The following is a 21,025-nucleotide window of genomic DNA, read 5'->3' as shown; positions in this document are numbered from 1 at the left end:
CAAAAACATAGAGGGCGTTACACCCAAGCAATATCGTGAACGAAACAAGATGTAATAGTATCATTTCATTAAATTGATGTGAGAAACCGTCCGGACACCATGGTGTCCGGACGGTTTTTGAGGTTGAAGCTTAGGATTCAATAATTTTTCTGGCAATCGCAGCTAGGTCAACAATATCAATCACGCCATTGCTGTCCACGTCGGCAGATTTGTATTTGTTCCAATCTGGATGCTGCTGGGTCATGCCGTAATGAGCCGCTGCGATGGCAAGGTCGGCAATCGAGTATTTGCCGTCGTGATTAACGTCGCCTGGCAATTCAGACGTCGTCGTCACTTCAACGGTCACGGACGCTGGAAGCGCCCCGCGCTCATGACCTTCTGCATCCCCGATCGTTGCGCTTGTCACCGCGATCGACCCGCTTGCACTCTGCGATACCTGCTTCGCCGCGAATTTCAGCTCTACCACATCCGCATCGCTTGTAATCGCATGGTCTGCCCCCAGACTAGCAATAATCAAGCGAAGTTGTCCCGGAGCTTGTGCCGGCTGTTTGTAGACCGTTAAGCCTTCGCGCATTGGAACCGCATCCTGGAATTCGTAGAGATTCGGATCATACTTCACCAGCATATCTTGAGCATAAATCGGCTCATGCAACTGCTTCAGGCCGAGGCGCACCGTGAACGAATCGCCCTTCATCACCGAAGCCGGAGCCGTCAGCCTCACGGTGGTTTCCTTAACTGTTTTCGCATCGACAGTGACGCTGATGCTTACCGTTAAATCTACGTTGTTCGGATTGGCCACCCCTTCAGGCAAGGTTACTGTTCCCTTTACGGTGAAGGTCTGAGCCGCCTTATCGGCTGGATCATAGTCCGAAGCATCAACATCCCATACCACGCTGGCAGCAACATTTTCCGTATCGGTTACCAGTTGGACGGTTGCAGGCAAGCCGAGATCATCCGCCGTCTTTGCCGTTCCGTTGGCAACCCCAGTAACAGGTGTCGGAGTCGTGATCGCTTCTAATGTCTTCGGAGTTGAATTTACAATTGGAATATTGGTTGTGCCCAGCAAGTTGCCTTTTTGGTCATAAAGTTGAACTGTCATATGATTTCCGCTTGAAGGGACTAAAACATTTACGGTTTGCTTACCCGCTGTTACAACATAGCTTTTGCCATCCACTAACACGTACATACCAACGGCAGCACCGGGATTGTTTAAATTGGTGCCCTCAATATCAATAGTTAAAGTGGTGTTTGTTCCGCCGTACACTGTGCCGGTGACCGTAGCATTAAAGCTCGACACATTGTAGAAATTTGCTGTTACGATATTATCGTAGAACGATGTGGCGAATTCTGTTGATGCGCTGTTCGCATCGGCAAACACCCCTCCATTGGATGCAGTCCAATTAAGGAAGTACGCCCCCTCGTTTGGAGTTGCGACAATCGGCATTGCCGTGCCCGAAAGATATCTGCCCGCACTGCCATGGGTTACAGTACCGTCACCAGATGTTGAGTAACTAAGAGTCGGTGTGCCGCTTCTAATATCCATTTTGAGAATGTTGCTTAGCTTGCCTTGTGAATCCTTCTCTTGGACATAGATCGTATACGGTACGTATGGTGCGAGGTTCGGAACACTTATTGTGTTTGTGCCAGCCAAACAAGCTGTGCCTGTGCCACTGGTGTTGATTGTGGGGGGGCTGTCGCCAAATACACCACTATAATCTACCTGATAGTAATATGATCCGGCGGCGTTGGTTGTAAACGAAACCAGAGCGGTTCCTGTCGGGCCGTTTTTGCCGTTTGCAATGCTGTCAGACGGAACGACGTTTCCAGCAGAGATCACGAGTCCGCTTGTGCTGGTGCCATATGGGGCGGATGCTACATTTAACGTCGCCGTAGATGTATATTTTGCCGGTTCCAAAGAGCCATTTGAGTTCGTGATTATGCACCGATATTGTGTGCCGTCATCAGCAACGGTGACTTGCGACGGAGTGGTGTATGCGCTCTCTGTTGCACCGCTGATATTGTTCCAAGATGTGCCATCGGTTGATGACTGCCACTGATAAGTCAGTGTACCGCCGTCAGGCGAGTATGCGAGCGTTTGAAAAGATACGGTTTGTGCGCCCACTACCGTTTGGGAACGCGGATTTGTAATTGCAATCGGCTGTGCAGACGTCGGGTTGGTTATTATATAGCTAAATGATGAAACAGGCGAATAGTTGCCGTTACTGTCGGCTTCTACAACCTTAAGCGTGCAACTCTTGTTTATCGCAATAGGTCCAGTTAGACGAGTTCCGTTTGTGGTTGGGTCAGTATCGTCAAGCGTGTAATAGATATTATCGCTCGATGCACTTGGTGTTACTGAAACCACAATCGGATTTACGTATGTGCCGGATGCTTGGTTAACAATAGGCGCGGAAATATTTGTTGGTACTGTCAACGCAGAAGTTGTGTTGTTTGTGCTAATTACTTGATTTGCCGGCATTTTACCATCATTAAAATCCCAATTCAGATAATTTTCACCTGTTGAATTATTGATAATTTGCAGATTGCCAATGTAGAAATCAGCATTAAACGTGTTAAATCCAAATGTTCCGCCGGTAAGTGTTTTCGCATTAGGGTTAGTTGCTGTTATAGCGCCATTGTCAATTGAAACAGTAATTCCGGCGGTGTTGCTCACCGTTATATCGAAATGATGCCATACTGCCATACCGTTGTTGTCAGCACGAGTTCCGATTCTTGGTGTTGTAGCCTTCGTATCGGCAAACGATGCTGGCAGTGATTTTGATGTAGCTGTAAATGTAGTCTGTAATCCCTTAATATTCAAGTTCATTGCATTGTTGCTACTATGATTAAGGAAAACTTGATACTGCGGAATAACGTATGTCGGTGAGTTGTTGTTCAAATTTGCATAAAGACTGAAGTTAACACCTTCATTGGCACCATATAATGTCGTACTCGAAGCAGTGTTCCAGTCGCCCATGAGGAAATCGAACGACATCGTATAATTGCTCCACGCTGGCACCGAGTTCATGTACATCGTTATGCCGCCCTGTTGATACATGGCATATGGACTGCTGTTTGTTACGCCAACGCCGGTAGTATTCGTTGCTATAAGAGGATTATTAACAACGGACAACAGTGGGGTTGAAGTACTAGAGCTGAACATATCGGCAAATGAGCCAATCCGGGGCAGTACGGTTGGTTGAAGATGTGCGTAGGCTGTTTGAAGTGCAGCCGTAGCACTAATCACGTCTGTATTCGTTGCGTTATAGTCATTATATATCGCTTTGGCATTTGCAAGCGCTGTTGTGAACGCATTCAAAGTTGCCGTCGGAATATTGCCTCCTGAAGCGGAAGAAGCTATCGCAATCGAATCGTTCAGCGGTTGTTTGTTGACAGTTACCGCTGACGGGGATGCAATCGTGCTGCCAATGTAGTAGTTGTACGCAACAGTTTCACTGTAATATCCGCCGCTTTCAGATACAACCTTAAGGGTAGAGCTGTTTGCGATATTGATAGCAGATCTGTAAAGAATGCCCTTAATCGCTGGGTCTGAACCGTCGGTCGTATAATAAGCATTAATACCTGTCGGGACGGTTACTTTAACATCCTGTGCGGTTGCGTATGATCCGGATTGGACGTCAGCTGTTGGAGCCACTATTGGATTTTGGGTTACTTTAAGATCATCGATATAGAAGGTTGCATTGTTGCTATCAATATCTAGGCCTCCACTGACATTTCCAATACTTACGCTGCCAACCTGCGAGTCGTTAATAGATACGACCAAGTTGCCATTTATTAATTGCAGCGCATATGTGTTCCACTGTGTAGGGTCAAATCCTGATGGCGGAGTGATGTCAAGGACTGTAGATAGAATACCATTGGAAACCTTCCAAATTTTCAAAGTGCTGGTTGCTCGTTGATATCCAAAAAGGTAGCGGTCTGGGTTAATTCCGCCACTAGCTGTGGTTGCAACGGCTAGAGCGAAAGAATCGGTCGAACTTGTTGTACCGCCGCTCCAGCTGACAAGCTTCATTCTTCCGCTAAACGTGTAATTCGACCAAGCTGTCGTTCGATAAGCGTACATGGAGTTGTTGTCAGATGTAATTTGTAAGACATTACCGCTTGAATTCGACGGGTCCGACATAATTTTATAGGTCATATTGTGCGGAGGTGTACCATAGCCGCTGTTGGTTACCCAGTTTGTTGGAACTGAGGTGCTGCCAAGGGTATAGCTTGTAAAATCCTCTGAATAGAGCGTTGTCGAACTTAACGCTGTCGGCGGAGTACTCACAAGCGGATGTGGAGCCGGTGCCGTTTGACCGCCGTACACATATAAATCTGCAAAGTAGCTTGAACCGCCGGTTTGTTTAGTGCCGACCCAAGATGGACCCCAGTCGCCCATACCAACATACTTGAAGGAAAGCGGGACGGCGTCGGTTGATTTATAATTTGCGACTTGCTGCCCGTCAATGCTGATCTTAACATCTGTGCCAGAGGAGAAGTCCATCGTTAGTTTATGCCAACCAAATATGCGCGGTACATTCGTTTCGATGGTTTGATTTCCCTTTTGGACAACGTAATAACTTTTTGAAGTATAATCGTCGGCACCAACGCCAAGTACATTTGCTCCGTCATCAACTCGTAAGAAAGAGTGCTGGTTGATTTCATCGGGTGGGTTGACTCCATTTTTATCGCTTAGATTGTTGGAATGGTAACGGTCAAACATGTCAACAGACACAATCTTGTTAAGCGAGTTCGTAAATGAGCGGCTAACGACAACTCCGTTCGAGTTTGTCGGTGTAAAAATCGGTAACGAACCGTGACCCGAAAGCGGGTGATCGGGTGTCCCAAGTACACCGTATCGCATATCAACCGAGCCTTTTTCCACCGTCATTTTCGAAGTGTCAAACTGCCAATTTTTAAACGATTCTGCGAAATAAACATCCGACGGCGGCGTTTGTTCATTTGCATATGTCCGTTCGTTGTTGCCAAGCAACTCCGATGGGAAGCTTGCTGTTAAGCCAATGTTTTTGTAATCCATTCGTGACGGATCAAAGCTCAATACAGTCGGTGCACCGTTGTCACCTGTCGAGTTCTTGGTGACATTTTGATACATAAATATGTCGCCATAGCTGCCCGGACGGATGGCAGCCGAGTGACCCGACTGAGTGTTCAATGCTTGAATGTCGGAGTAAACAAAAGAAGTTTCACCCATTGCATCGTCTAATCCACCGGAGGCATTTTTATCTTGCATGGACGGATGTGATCCAATATTAGCAATAACAACTTGGCTCATATAATTGTAGCGGTCAATGGTGGTATCAATGCCGCTAAGATTTGTTGTTAAATGGTTTAGGTCTGCACTGCCATGAGCATGGAATGCGTCATTTGACCAGTTGTTATTGCCCGGGGTGAGCCAAGATATGAATACTGCACTATCCTCACCACTATCCTGCTCGCAGTCGTGAACATACAGATAAGAAAAGTGGTTGCCAACAACCGCATTATCTCTAACCGGGTCGTATGTCGTTCTGGTGTAACCCCCATATCCACTGGTAATCCAGATCCCACGGCGCGGGGCGTTGTAAATTTCCATATGGGATATATTGTTGTAGCCTGAATCCATCAATACAAGACCGCTGCCAGTGCCTTCTAATTGACCTACATCGTGAATGAGGACATTATAAATGGTGTTGTTATTACTGTACTTTCCAACACCGGGATAGCCACCATCAATATATAGTCCCATGAGTCCGACTTCTTCTATTGTCGTGTTTTCAATGGTGTTATATTGGTTATCGCTTTGCATCATAATGCCGTTAATACCGCCATTTTTAACATGGGTATTGGTAATGGTAACGTGATTTGTACCATCCATCGTGATGATGCCAACGCGGAAGTCAGGACGCTCTGTAACTGTGTCATAGTTCCAGTTGGTGACACCTGGTACTATTGCTTCCGGCGGATGTGAGGTTATTCCGTTATTTGAACCGCCGTCAGTCTGGTCAAACAATTCCGAGTAGTAATTGTTGCAATCGGTGTCCTTGACTGTTAGTCCGTTGATAACAATGTTATGTACCTGGTTTGACGGATCGGGTACATCACCTGGATTGGCTTTTTGTGCGCCCTGCATATTGATAACCGTTTGCATTGTCGGCGTAACAACGGTTTTGTTGGTCATCGTTTCGTCTGACGGATAGTAATAGAGAACACCATTCTTTTTGTCGTAGTAATATTCGTCTGGAGTGTCAAGAAATGCAAGATTGTCTTGCAAGAAATATCTTGAACCGCCGCCAATGTTATATTTCGTCATATACTGGGTCACAGCCCAAAACGACCCACCGGCATTGACAGTCTGAGAATTCGGGAATTTAAGTTCCCCTATCGATGAATTGTAAGAAATAACCGGCTCGGTAACCGTATCCCAGTCCCATCCGCTGCCGTCAAAACCATGGAATGATGCAATATTCGGCATGCCATTACTTGCCGCAAGGTTTAAGCCGTTAATTTCAGCAGCAGTCAAACTGTTAGTAGAAATAGTAGCATTGTAATTGGAGTTTCTACCGCCAGTTGTGCGGTTATACCCTGCTCTGGAAGTTGCAAAGCCTCGTTGGTCTAGATTAGGTGTCCTTGCCAATGTTGCCCTTTGGTCATCAACATATAAGGTGTTAAACCCGGGAGAGTAAAGCCCAGTAAATGTCGTATTGGAGTAATTCGCCTTGTTCAGCTGAGTTTTCCACACTTTGCCCACCATGCGGGTCAGCATTCCGAAGTTGGTAACATCACTTTGGGTGGTTTGTGTCCAGCCGTTCGGATCAACAGGTATACCGCCAATTAGTTTTGCAGCGCCAATTCCGTCAGAACTTTCCCAAATGATGTTGTAACCGTTTGAGCCGGAATCCTGTGGTGTGAGATTAAGAGTACTTGGCATGTAATAGTCGCCTGGTGCAATGCTAACGATAATATTGCCTTTCATATTTTGATTGATTTGTCGCACGGCTTGTTGCGCCCTTTGTAAAGTAGCAAATGGATTGTCCTGTGAACCGTCACCAGAGGTGTCGTTACCGGTTGTTGCAACATAAACGGTTGCCATGACATTGCGTTGAGCTTGAACGTTTACATCGCTTGCGTTTACTTTTGTATTTGCGAATGCAAAGGATGTGATTACCATTGCAGCAGCCAATGTTATTGACATAATTTTTTTAAAATATTTGTCCATTGGATATACCTCTCTCCTTCATTTAATAGTTTTTCTGCATCAACCTTGGTTGCTGCATATACGATTTTGTCTACATCGATTTCATCGATATCACCCCCTAATATCAATCACCAGAAATAGCTTTCGATTCGGTTTCCATCAGGGTGTGCGAGCGCATAGGAAGCATAGGCATTGTGGGGTTCGTCAAGAAGTTTGTGTAAGAAGGTAGGTTAATACAGTGATACGGTTAATGAAAGCGGTTTCATAAGTTCCGATATTCTATCAGTGCATGGACTTTCCTCCCCCGAACATAATAGATTTTAAGTATCAAAGTAACCAACTGGAGTTTCACGATTTACCTTAATCTTGTCACAAATAACCTCCGAAAAAAATAAACATTTCTATTGAAATGTTTAACAATATTCCTCAAATTTTATATAATTTCTAGTATAGAAAAAGGGGGGTGAGTCTATGTCTAATCAATTCTTGAACGCAATAAATCCGTACATCCTTTATTGTATAAATGTCATTTCAACGAATTGCCCTCCCGCAGGAAAGCCCTTCCCTCCACGAACGACTCGGTGGTTCGAATTGGAATTGATAACTTGGGGCGAAGGATTTATGGTAACGGAAGGCAAGAGGATGAATGCGCACGAAGGAAAATTGTTTTTCCGTCCTCCCGGCGTAAAGGTGCAAGACTTTGCACCCTATTATTGTTACCTCGTGGTTTTCGACATATCGTATGACCCAACCAAAGAAACACTATATCAAGGTCCGTTTTCATTAAACAACCCAGAGGCCAGAAACTCCGAGGAGCATTGGAGAGAAATTTTCCCATGGGAAAATCCCCTATCGTTTACGCTAATCGGGTGAAAATAAACACAGCGAAATTAATGTTGATCCAAACCAATGATACTATCAGACAAATTTCCAGCACGCTTGGATTCGATAATGTCACTTATTTTCATCGACTTTTCAAAAACATAGAGGGCGTTACACCCAAGCAATATCGTGAACGAAACAAGATGTAATAGTATCATTTCATTAAATTGATGTGAAAAACCGTCCGGACACCATGGTGTCCGGACGGTTTTTGGGGTTGAAGCTTAGGATTCAATAATTTTTCTGGCAATCGCAGCTAGGTCAACAATATCAATCACGCCATTGCTGTCCACGTCGGCAGATTTGTATTTGTTCCAATCTGGATGCTGCTGGGTCATGCCGTAATGAGCCGCTGCGATGGCAAGGTCGGCAATCGAGTATTTGCCGTCGTGATTAACGTCGCCTGGCAATTCAGACGTCGTCGTCACTTCAACGGTCACGGATGCCGGGAGCGCTTGACGCTCATGACCTTCCGCATCCCCGATCGTAGCGCTTGTAACAGCAATCGATCCGCTTGCGCTCTGCGCTACTTGCTTCGCGACGAATTTCAGTTCGACGACATCCGCATCGCTTGCGATCGCATGGTCCGCTCCCAGACTTGCAAGAATTAAACGCAGTTGTCCCGGAGCTTGCGTCGGCTGTTTGTAAACCGTCATGCCTTCGCGCATGGCAACCGCATCCTGGAATTCATAGAGGTTCGGATCATACTTCACCAGCATATCTTGAGCAAAGATCGGATCGTGCACCTGCTTCAGGCCGAGGCGCACCGTGAACGAATCGCCCTTCATCACCGAAGCCGGAGCCGTCAGCCTCATGGTGGTTTCCTTAACTGTTTCCGCATCGACAGTGACGCTGATGCTTACCGTTAAATCTACGTTGTTCGGATTGGCTACCCCTTCAGGCAAGGTTACCGTTCCCTTTACGGTGAAGGTCTGAGCCGCCTTATCGGCTGGATCATAGTCCAAAGCATCAACATCCCATACCACGCTGGCATCAACATTTTTCGTATCGGTTACCAGTTGGACGGTTGCAGGCAAGCCGAGATCATCCGCCGTCTTTGCCGTTCCGTTGGCAACCCCAGTAACAGGTGTCGGAGTCGTGATCGCTTCTAATGTCTTCGGAGTTGAATTTACAATTGGAATATTGGTTGTGCCCAGCAAGTTGCCTTTTTGGTCATAAAGTTGAACTGTCATATGATTTCCGCTTGAAGGGACTAAAACATTTACGGTTTGCTTACCCGCTGTTACAACATAGTTTTTGCCATCCATTAACACGTACATACCAACGGCAGCACCGGGATTGTTTAAATTGGTGCCCTCAACATCAATATTGAGGTCGGTGTTTGTTCCGCCGTACACTGTGCCGGTGACCGTAGCATTAAAGCTCGACACATTGTAGAAATTTGCTGTTACGATATTATCGTAGAACGATGTGGCGAATTCTGTTGATGCGCTGTTCGCATCGGCAAACACCCCTCCTTTGGATGCAGTCCAATTAAGGAAGTACGCCCCCTTGTCTGGAGTTGCGACAATCGGCATTGCCGTACCCGAAAGATATTTGCCCGCACTGCCATGGGTTACAGTACCGTCACCAGATGTGGAGTAACTAAGCGTCGGTGTGCCGCTCCCAATATCCATTTTGAGAATGTTGCTTAGCTTACCGTTCGAATCCTTCTCTTGAATATAGACTGTATATGGCACATACGGTGCGAGGTTCGGGATACTAAAGGTGTTATCGCCCGCAATGCCGGCTGCTCCGGTTCCAGATGTGTTAAGCGTTGGTTTTGCGGCTCCGCTGTACACCACCGAATAGTAATATGTGCCGGCTTGAGTAGCGGTGAATGTCACGGTTGCGGTACCTGTAGGCCCGTTTGTTCCATCGCTGATACTGTTAGATGGAATTACGTCCTTTGCTGTGATTTTAAAAGAATCTGTACTCGTCGACGTCGGCATCGCTACGACATTTAGGGTTGTGGAGGGTGTTGTATAGATTGCCGAACGGAGCGAGCCTTTTGTGTTCGTGATCATGCACCGATATTGTGTTCCATTATCCGCAACGGTTACCGGTGAAACCGTTGTAAACGTGCTGTTTGTCGCGCCGCCGATGTTGCTCCATGTAGTACCGTTATCGATTGAAACTTGCCACTGATAATTGAGCGTTCCACCATCAGAAGCGTAGGACATTGTGTAGAATGATACGGTTTGAGGATCGGTTACCGTCTGTGAACGCGGACTTACAACCGTAACAGGAGTGGCAGCAGCAGGATTCGTGATGGTATAGGCATAGGACGAAACAGAAGAAATATACCCACTGTTATTCGCTTCAGCGATTTTCAATGTGCGACTCTGATTGATGGCAATAGGACCCGTATACAACGTTCCGTTTGTTGTGGGGTCGGAGCCATCCAGCGTGTAGTATACACTGTCACCGGAAGTGCCGGGCGTTACATTCACTGTAACCAGGTTTGCGTATGTTCCGGCGGCTTTATCTACCGTAGGCGAAGTCACTGACGATGCATTATTCGTAACGGTAAGGTTGTCAATGCCGAATTCGTTGTTTATTCCGCCAAAGCCAACACCACCAAAAGCATTTGATGGATTTGGTACTTGCGCCACCTGCGTGCCGTTAACGTAGAAAGTGATCGACGAGGGGCTGACGACAGCTTTGTAAGAATTCCAGTTGTTCATATCGAACCCGGACGGCATTTGAATGTTGCTCACTAGCGTTTTATCTGCCGGTGAACCACTATTATTACGCTGATATATAATCCATTGGCCATTCGAGAGATTCGGATAAGTATATCTCAATTCATATCGGTTTATATTTCCACCGCTATTAGAACTTACATAGACGTAAAGTGGAGCGAAGTTGGAATATGCCACTAAACTCGGGTTAGATCCCCAGCCAATAAATTTGATATTCGCGGTGGATGTGTAATTCGTCCACGACGAATTGCCTAAATTGGTGTAGACAAGGGTATCGGGTGTTTTAATATTCAATGCCTTCCCGCTTGCATTGCTCGGGTCTGTCGTGTCCGAAACAAGGCTATAAACAGGTGCGAGGCTCGGGGTGCCGGTTCTGTTGTGTGACCAGCCAGTTGGCGCCGAGGTGCTGCCTACCGTGTACCCGCTGAAGTCTTCCGAATAAAGCGTCGTAGTGCCAGGCGAAAACGTTGGTATAAGTTTAGCCCTGGCCGTTTGCAGCAAGGCAACAGCATCTATTACATCGGAGTCGGTTGCATTGGTATTTTTGAGCACCGAATTCGCACTTGTTATTGCAGAATTAAAAGCATTCCAACTTGCAGTTGAGTAGTTTCCTTGCGTAACAGACTTTGCATTGGATATTGCATCTTTGAGCGGTTGTTTGTTTACCCCCGCTGCAATCTGCGGGGCCGTTGTTCCGCTTATCGTGTAGTTATATCCGACTGTCGCGCTGTATACCCCGGCACTATTCACCTCTGCAACTTTGAGAATACAACTGGCATTAATGTTAATCGGATTTCCGGTATAAAGGGTTCCGAAAATGGCCGGATCGGAACCATTCGTGGTGTAATACACGGAATCGCTTGCATTTGCCGGCGTAAGGGTTACGCTTTGCGGATTGCTATACGTGCCGGATGATAGGTTCGCCGATGGTGGATTAATAGGATTCTGCACAAGGCTAATATTTGCCACATCAAACGTAGCATCGTATCCGCCAAGACCAAAGCCGCCAAAAGCGTTGCCGGGATTGGAAACTTGCGCAACCTGTGTGCCATTGACGAAGAATGTGATGTAACCATTTCCAGCTGCGATTTTGTAGGTGTTCCATTCATTCATGTTAAAGCCGGAAGGCATTTGGATATTGGTTACCAAATTGTTGTCGGCGGGATTGCCGCCTCTTTGGTAAATCACCCATTGACCATTCGAAAGATTCGGATAATTATACCTCAGCTCATAACGGGATACATTACCTCCATTATTGCCGCTGACATAAACGGATGGGCCAAAGGTTGCGTATGTGCCGTTCGAATTGCCCGACCATGACACGAATTTTGATTGCAAAGTCAATGTGTAATCGGTCAGAGAAGTATCGCCCAAGCCATAGAATACGACATTGTCCGGCTCCGTGATCCGCATGGCCTTGCCGACCGTTGCGTCTTGCACGATTTGATAGGAAGCCTTGGCACTGGAAGAACCGTCCCTGTTGTCTGCCCATCCGATCGGTCTGGCCGTACTGCCCAACGGGTATTGACTGAAATTCTCGGTATATGACCGGGGTTGGACCGCCGTGGGCGGAATGCTGGCAAGAGGTGAAACCGGCGGAGCGTCCTGACCGCCATAGATATAAAAATCACTGAAATCCGTCGAGCTGCCGACCGGTTTTCCATCCGGCCAACTTTTTCCCCAGTCGCCCATTCCAACATATGTGAATGCTGTTGCGACACCGTCTGCCACGGTGTAATCAGCAACCTGCTGATTGTCGATGGAAATTTTTACATCCGTTCCGGAGGAATAGTCCATCGTAAGGGTACGCCAACCGAAATCGCGACGCACATTGGTTACAATCGACTGATTGCCTTTTTGGATTGTATAGTAATCTTTCGATACTTCGCCGTTGGCACCAATCCCTAATATATTTTTACCGTCATCGACACGCAAGTACGTATGCGCCAAATAAGGGTCATTCGGAGAGGTTGTTGGCGGGTCTCCAAAGAAATAATCTTTATGTCTATCAAAAAACTTGACCGTTACAACCTTATTTATAGGTTGTTCAAAGGGACGGCTAACCACAACGCCGTTAAGATTAGTCGGGGTAAAGATCGGAAGCGACCTGATGCCAAGCCGCGGGTCGTTCGGACTTGCCAACACGCCCAAAGACATATCCACACTGCCTTTTTCTACTGTCCACTTTGTTGTGTCAAGAGCGGACTCGTTAAATGTATCCGAAAAATATACATTTGACGGAGATGTTTGCGGGTAGGTGTGTGGATTGGTTCCGAGCAATTGAGTCGGGAATGAAGAAGTTAACCCGATTAAATCGTATTTCATTTTTGACGGATCAAACGACTGTACGCTGGATATATCATCAATATTGTTGGTGACGTTCTGGAAAATGTACATATCGCCATAGCCGCCAGAGTTGCCGGGGCGAATGGCCAATGAGTGACTCTGCGTGTTTATGGCTTGAACATTTGAAAACACAAAACCGGTTGCACCCATGGCAGTATCCAATCCACCAACCGAATTCTTTTCATGCACGGACGCCGCGGTGCCAATATTAGCGATGAGCACTTGATCCATGTAGTTATAACGGTCAACTGACGGATCAATCTGTGAGAGGTTCGTGGTTAGATGGTTAACGTCATTGGATCCGTGCTGTGTTGCAGCAGAGTACCATTGTCCGCCTCCAGCGGTAAGCCATGACATAAACAGTGAGCTATCTTCGCCGGCATCTTGGTGGGTGTGGTGCATGTAGATGTATGAGAAATGGTTGCCGACGGTATAGTTATCTCTCACGTTATCGAAATTCGGATTTGCGCTTTTCCCGCCGCGAGGATAACCGCCAAGAATAAGCATTCCGCGTTTTGGCGAATTATAGATCTCCAAGTGGCTGAATGTACTTTGCCCGCAACTCATAACGGTAAGGCCAACCCCATGACCTACGAGCTGACCGACGTCATGGATCAGAACGTTGTTAATCGTATGATGGTTGGAATATTTGCCGACGCCAGGATATCCGCCGTCGATGGAAATCCCCCCGTCACCCGTGTTTTCAACCGTCGTATTCTCAATCGTGTTGTATTGATTATCGCCGAGCATGAAGATGCCATATATGCCGGCATTTTTAATGAGGCTGTTTTTGATAGTGATGTTGTTGGTGCCTTGCATCGTGATACTGCCCACTTGGAAAGCCGGACGATCGGCAGATTCGGTATAGGCCGGCATGGTTACGCCCTGTGCCAATGCTACCGGCGGGAATGCACCAATGCCTCCCATATCGCCATAGTTATATGAATAGCTGTAATAGTCGCTAAACTCTGTGTCCATTACGGCAAGACCGTCAAAAACAATGTTATGGACTTGTAGCGCCGGATCGGGTTGATCGCCGGGTTTTGCCTTTGGTGTACCTTGCATGTTGATAACCGTTTGCATGGTCGGCGTGACAACGGTTTTATTTGTCATCGTTCCATCAGCCGGATAGTAGTAAAGTATGCCATGTGTTTTGTCATAATAGTATTCGTCCTGAGTGTCGAGGAACGAGAGGTTGTGTTGCAAGAAATATCTTGAACCATTGCTAACTGGGTACTTTACGTAATATTGGTATTTGTGATAGAAATCTGAGCCATTTGCTTGCGGCTGGTTAAGTGTAATTGTTGAGGTACCAACGTTTATACTTGCGACAGGTTCCGTATCGGTAAACCAGTCCCACGAACCGGAAACGCCGCCGGTACCGCCGTCCCAAGTAAATACTTGAGCGACTTCCATACCGTTTTGCTGCGCCAATTGCAAGCCGTTGATCTGTTCCGGAGTTAAATCGCTTTTGTTGATTTGAATATTTTTCCCGTTAGAACTTCCAGTAACGCGGTTATAGTTATCCTTGGCTTCGGGGAATCCTGCCTGAGGCATAAGGTTGGGCGTTCTTGCCGAAGTGGCCCGCGCATCATTAACATATAATGTATTAAAAGCCGGTGAATTCAGTCCGCTGAATGTTGTAGGATAGTTCGCCGTGTTCAGTTGAACTTTCCACACCTTACCTACCATGCCGGTAAGCATACCGTAGTTGGTAACGTCGCTTTGTTCGGCTAATGTCCATGTACCTGTGACAGGTATGCCGCCATAAAGCTTTGCAGCACCGATTCCACCGGAGCTTTCCCAAATAATGTTGTAGCCGTTTGTGCCGGAATCTTGCGACGTAAGGTTAAGAGTACTTGACATGTAATAGTCGCCTGGAGCAATGCTAACGATGATATTGCCTGTCATGTGTTGATTGATTTGTTGAACTGCTTGTTGCGCCCTTTGTAAAGTAGCGAATGGATTGGCCTGTGAACCGTCACCTGAAGTGTCGTCACCGGTTGTTGCAACATAAATGGTTGCCATTACATTGCTTAGAGCTTGAACGTTTATTTCGCTTGCGCTTACTTTTGTATTGGGGAATGCAAATGTTGCGATTACCATCGCACAGGCCAATGCTAATGAAGTCATTTTTTTATTAAACTTGTCCATTGGATTTACATTTCTCCTTCATTTATCGTTTTTTTGCTTGTCGAGGGAAGTACATCGAGCAATAGAACGAAAGGGATAAAATAGCGCTTAATTGGGTTTTTAAATAAATGCCGATTCGGATTTCATCTGAGGTTGCGAGATCTTACTTACACGAATTGCGGGATGAGCAAGAAGTTTGTGTAGTCAGGAAGGTTTTATCCATCGGGACGATGGATAAAGGATGTGGTTTTTATACTCTGATGTAATTGTTCCGGGTGTGAACGAGGCCCAAGGATCCCCCCCTCTCTTCTATTGTAATGTAGTAAATAGTAGCAAATCGCAATACAAGGTTACACTGTAAAAAGAGCGCCTTAATGTAAAATGGTTCAATTGTTAACCCCAAAAATGTGTTTTTTCTATAAAATGTTTAATTATAACGCCGACCAGGGCGACGGGACAGCCCAGGTCGGCGATTTATTTTTTCGATAGGTATCGTGTCCGTAAACGAATCCCATCTCCGCCCGATTGAATTTCACCGTCGGAGAGAGTTCCGTGCCGCTGCCTTGGATTTTAAATTGAAGTGAAAAAACGTCCGGACACCATGGTGTTCGGACGTTTTAATGATCTGATGCTTAGGATTCAATAATTTTCCTAGCAATCGCCGCAAGGTCAACAATGTCGATTACACCATTGCCGTCTACGTCGGCTGACTTGAATTTGCTCCATTCAGCATGCTGCTGCGTCATGCCGTAATGTGCCGCTGCGATAGCAAGGTCTGCAATCGAATATTTGCCGTCGTGGTTGACATCGCCAGGCAATTCAGTCGACGTTGTCACTTCGACGGTCACGGTTGCCGGGAGTGCTTGACGCTCATGACCTTCCGCATCCCCGATCGTTGCGCTTGTCACCGCAATCGCCCCGCTTGCGCTTTGCACTACTTGCTTCGCGGCGAATTTCAGCTCGACGACATCCGCATCGCTTGCGATCGCATGATCCGCCCCCAGACTTGCAAGAATCAAACGAAGCTGTCCCGGCGTCTGCGATGGCTGTTTATAGACCGTCAATCCTTCGCGCATGGCAACCGCATCCTGGAATTCGTAGAGATTCGGATCGTACTGGATCAGCATATCTTGCGCAAAGACCGGCTCATGCACCTGCTTCAGGCCGAGACGCACATTGAATGAGTCGCCCTTTAACACCGAAGCCGGACCAGTCAGCTGCACGGCCGTTTGCTGCACATCGCGCTTCGTGACGTGAACCTGTGCCGTCACCGATTCGCCGCCATAAGATGCGCTGACTGTCGTAGTTCCTTCTGCTACCCCGGTCAATACCCCTTTGTTATCGACGGAGGCGATCTTCCCATCCGCCGTCGTAAATACGGCTAACGAAGTGACATCCTTCACTGTACTGGAATCCTTGTATGTCGCTGACACGACCGTTGGCTGCGTATCGCCAATGGTCAGGCTGTACGACGGTTGGTTCAGGCTGAGCGTGAACGCTTCGGCCGGTTGACCGGACAATACCTTCACCTTTTGCAGAACATCAAACGCATATTGGTCAACTCGTGCAACTGCAATGATGGTGCCGGCGCTTGCGTACATGGCAGGATCGAATTCGGCAAAGGATAACGCCAAGTCCTTAGATTCATTTGTGAATTGGGCGCTAATCGTTGATGGCAACTCCGGCGCCGTCCCCGCAACGGTGGTGACATCCTCAAGTTCGCCGATCGACTCAAGTCCCACGACATTTACCGTTGTGCTGACCTTACCGTTTAATCCGACTAACTTTCCTGTCGCTGTAAACGTGCCTGTAGTATTCTTATAAGCGGCTGGACTCACTCTATCCCAGTGAATTTCTACCGTTTGATTCGTACCGTCTTCAAACGTAACATTGGTTGTCGTTGGCAAGACAGGAGCTGTCCCACGCACAGTAGATACGGGAGAAATCGCTGCAACCGACGAAATCGTGTACGTTTTATCAATATAAATGGTATAGTCTTTACTGCCCGCTGATGTGATTTCCGAAATTACCAGCTTGTTTCTTCCATTATTTAAATTTGTAAGCGCGACTGCAGTTGTATAGTCAGGGAAATTGGCTGTAATATCCACACCATTGAAAGTCACAACCTGACTCACGCCCGATAATACAGGTTTTGGTTTGATTAAAGTAACCGGCTGTGAATTATTGCTGACAGTTGCCCCATAAGTAGTATAATTCGGATTATAAGTTCCCAATAACGAAACATTCCCTAGGTTGAAGTTAGAACCATAATTTACATACGTCGGGTTAGAAATAATTTTGATGTCATCTAGTAAAACAGTAGAGTTGATTCCTCCAAATGCAACACCACCAGTGGAGTACGACCCGTCATTAACCGATATTATTTTGGTTCCATCTACTACAAATCCGACTTTGCCGCCATAAGTCTGAATTTGGAATTCATGCCACTTCGTTGCATCAAATCCTTCTGGCACCGCAACCCTTCCTAGCGAGATGTCACTTGTTGGAGTGTGCTTATTAACTTCAAAATATGGTGTTCCAGCAGGAAAACCTGTTACTCCGCCTTTATTTCTGCGGTAGATCACCTGATAGGCTGGCGGGTTTGGTTCTGCTCCATTTGTATTGATATAAATTGTGAAATTATCATATGCTTGGTTTAATATGTTAGTGGAACCCCAGCCAACGAATTTCCACTTCATATTGACAATATAGTTGTTCCAAGGGGCACCCGTTTGATAATAACTTTGCCCATCTCCGATCACGGTTTGCATAACCTTATTACTTGGATTTGCGGGATCGGCAATAACGCTCAGAACAGGAGGCTGTGAGCCCTTAATACTAAGGCTCGGCACAACGCCGTCTTCAAAATTGAGATCTAGTCGTGTTTTGTTCTCGTTGGAGGCATCATAATCCGGTACAGTCTGAATGGGAATTGAACCTAGCGCAGGCGCTGGCGTTCCCCCATAAACATAAACCTGATCAAACCAGCTTGCGCCTGTACCACTAGGAGAACCTAATTGCAAGTAGTCAAATGGGAGAGCAGTAGCGTCTTGATACACCTGCACGTCATCAATATACATCGTTACACCTGTTCCCGTGTAATCCCATTTCAGTTCGTGCCAACCATTCGAACGCTTTACCGATGTGGCTTGCTCTACTCCATCAATATTTAATACATAATTATTAAAGTTTGCACTGCCTGAATTTGCGTTTACTCCAATACCTCTACTCTTTACTCCGTCATCCGCTCTTGCCATAGTATTGAAGTTTTTCATGTTAAAAGGTCTACCCGAATCATAACCAGTCGGATTTATAGCAAATGGGTCAAACATTTTTACTGAAACTACTTTGTTTAAGGCTTGAGGAAACTCCCTATATAATACAGGTTTTCCAGATCCGGAATCATCGATCATAAGAGAGCGACTATCCTGTAAAGGTGTGCCTGCCATATATAGCGTAGTCGTTTTTGGAAGCTTGTTTTGGTAGCTCCATTTTGCCATATCAATTTCCTTGTCCTCAAAGCTGTCTTCAAAGTAAGTATCTGTAGGTTTATTGGCGGCAACCAATGGCGTTTTATATTCCGCTGGATAAGCAGTGGTTACACCGATTTTATCAAACTCCATCTTAGACGGATCGAATGTAGGATCTTGATCGTATGCTGGCCCATAATTTAAGTTTGTGTTGTCTGAAATAAGCGCTTTGTCACCATAAGCAGGTTGGAAATATGAACCTCCCTCAAAATTTAAGTTCTGTGAATTAGTAGACATAACATTTTTAAAGCTTAGTCCGTTTGCGCCCATGTCTGTATTGATGTTGTTAGGTGTAAGGTTTGTCATCGTAGGATTCGAAGCGGTTTGATCGATAATAACTTGTTCAAAATAATTGCGTTTAAAGTTAGGTTCAGGATCTTTCCCCATATAAATCCAACCGACAAAGAGTGTGCCATCATCTCCACCGTCTTGTTGGCAATCGTGTACATACACATATTCAAAACGATTGTCATGAATATATAAATCATTGTAACGGTTTAAAAATTTGTCGCCAAAACCACCCACATTGTTCGGATTTCTCGCATAACCCGCTTGCAGAAGCAATCCTCTGCGTGGGCTGTTGTAAATCTCGACATGTCTTACAGTGTTTCTGCCTGCATTGTTCATTGAAATACCTGCTGAACAAAGCACCAATTCACCCACATCATGAATAATGGTGTTTTCGATCAGATTATCTCTCGAGTAGCCTTCTCCATTGATGCCTCCATTAATAGGGTCACCAGGATATCCACCCTCAATTTGAATACCATCGTGACCGACATGCTCAATTAAACTATCACGGATAGTAATATTGTGGTTTGCTAAATATAACGAAATGCCATTCATGCCTCCGTTTTTTATATGAGAGCGTTCAATATTGATATACGAGGCATAGTTCATTTTAATTATGCCAACCTGAAATTGCGGACGGTCTATAGCTTCGGCATACGATGGATTGGTTGAATTCATAGCTTCGGGCGGATATTTTCCCATACCCGTACCTGTATCGCCCCAGTTCCAATAAGGTGAATACCAATCAGGAAAGTTGGTATCCGCGAACTTGATTCCGTTAAACTGAATGTTATGTACCGTATTATCCTTATCATTTCCTTTGAAAAGAACGATTGTCTCTACTTTAGGTATAATGACATCCAATTGTGTAATATCGCCTGTTGGATAATAATACAGATAGCCTGTTGTTTTGTTGTAGTAAAATTCACCAGGCTGGTCAAGAAATCCTAAGTTCCCTTGAACAAAGAAAGAACTACGGTCCCCCACCGTAAAGCGTGGTCTGTTAAATTCAGGTTTGTTTGGATCAGTTTTAAAAGTAAACTTGCCTGTGGTATAACTGCTAAGCATAAGTGTATTGCTTTCCCAATGTCGATCTCCACCGTAATCATCTGTAAAAACCTGCGCGTCAAAGTCACCGCGCGCCATTGCGTTTATCATTCCGTTTCTTGTGTTAGCATCCAGAATAGAGTCATTAAAAGTCATGGATGTAACGTTTGAGCCGCCTGCCCCGCCACCAGATGTTTTGTAATAGTCACTAAATGAGCTAGGAAATTTGGGACGTTTATTTAAGTTTGGCGAACGAGCCATAATCTGTCTTGTATCATTCACATAAAGCGTATTAAAGTTTTTGCTTGGGTAATCTCCTGTGCCAACAAACGTTTTATAAACCATACCTGAAACACTGTTTGGTAAATCTCCATCAGGGTTTGCAGTTGGATCAGCCTTACCGTTAACTAAGGTCCATGAGTTAGGGTCCACCTTTTCTCCGCCAATAAAATTAACAGTATTGAGTCCATCCATTTCACGATAAATAATGTTATGACCATTTGTTCCAGAATCCGCAACGCCAAATTCTACTGTGTTCGTAATGTAGTAATCACCGGCTGCAAAAAAAACATAAATATCACCTGTCATATTACTATTAATTTTTGCAACAGCCTTACGAGCGCCATCTAAAGTAGCAAGCGGCTGTTCATAGGTTCCTTGGTTTGCGTCATTACCTGTCGGTGATACAAAGATTTGTGCCTGAATATTCCCTGCTTCGCTAGCACTTGCATTCGTAACGGCAACATCCACCGTATAGGTTGAGAATAGGATTGTAAAAGCCATTGCCACAGAAGTTAGTTTTTTAACATATTTTTTCACTGGACTCCTCCTACAAAAAAATAATGAGAAAAATGCTACGCCGCGATCTCCTCGTCATCCCCCAATTGATTTAA

Annotated in this window: 4 protein-coding genes; 1 reads left to right on the top strand and 3 read right to left on the bottom strand. The window is 45.8% G+C overall.

Annotated features, from left to right (window positions below; all coding sequences use genetic code 11):
* Positions 1-130 precede the first annotated feature (130 nt).
* Positions 131-7,219, bottom strand: a complete 7,089-nt coding sequence (locus tag ACFQZR_RS01705; RefSeq protein ID WP_379342277.1) for an FN3 associated domain-containing protein — start codon at positions 7,217-7,219, stop codon at positions 131-133.
* A gap of 815 nt (positions 7,220-8,034) precedes the next feature.
* Here ACFQZR_RS01705 and ACFQZR_RS01700 point away from each other — a divergent pair.
* Complete coding sequence (locus ACFQZR_RS01700; RefSeq protein ID WP_379342275.1) at positions 8,035-8,229, top strand: helix-turn-helix transcriptional regulator; 195 nt, start codon at positions 8,035-8,037, stop codon at positions 8,227-8,229.
* Positions 8,230-8,304: 75 nt separating this feature from the next.
* Here ACFQZR_RS01700 and ACFQZR_RS01695 read toward each other — a convergent pair whose 3' ends face one another.
* Together ACFQZR_RS01695 and ACFQZR_RS01690 are read right to left on the bottom strand one after the other, a co-directional pair.
* Positions 8,305-15,285 carry a chitobiase/beta-hexosaminidase C-terminal domain-containing protein gene (locus ACFQZR_RS01695; RefSeq protein ID WP_379342273.1) on the bottom strand — a complete coding sequence of 2,327 codons (6,981 nt, stop codon included), beginning with the start codon at positions 15,283-15,285 and terminating at the stop codon, positions 8,305-8,307.
* A gap of 611 nt (positions 15,286-15,896) precedes the next feature.
* Complete coding sequence (locus tag ACFQZR_RS01690; RefSeq protein ID WP_379342271.1) at positions 15,897-20,951, bottom strand: Ig-like domain-containing protein; 5,055 nt, start codon at positions 20,949-20,951, stop codon at positions 15,897-15,899.
* Positions 20,952-21,025: the final 74 nt, after the last annotated feature.

It is taken from the genome of Paenibacillus sp. GCM10027629 (genome assembly GCF_042676425.1).
Classification (GTDB): domain Bacteria; phylum Bacillota; class Bacilli; order Paenibacillales; family Paenibacillaceae; genus Paenibacillus_K; species Paenibacillus_K terrigena.
This window is presented reverse-complemented; position numbering and strand designations above follow the sequence as displayed.

What these genes read in the sequence shown, in the direction of transcription:
- ACFQZR_RS01705 (WP_379342277.1), bottom strand. Translation starts at nt 7,219, where the DNA reads ATGGACAAATATTTTAAAAAAATTATGTCAATAACATTGGCTGCTGCA.
- ACFQZR_RS01695 (WP_379342273.1), bottom strand. Translation starts at nt 15,285, where the DNA reads ATGGACAAGTTTAATAAAAAAATGACTTCATTAGCATTGGCCTGTGCG.
- ACFQZR_RS01700 (WP_379342275.1), top strand. Translation starts at nt 8,035, where the DNA reads ATGGGAAAATCCCCTATCGTTTACGCTAATCGGGTGAAAATAAACACA.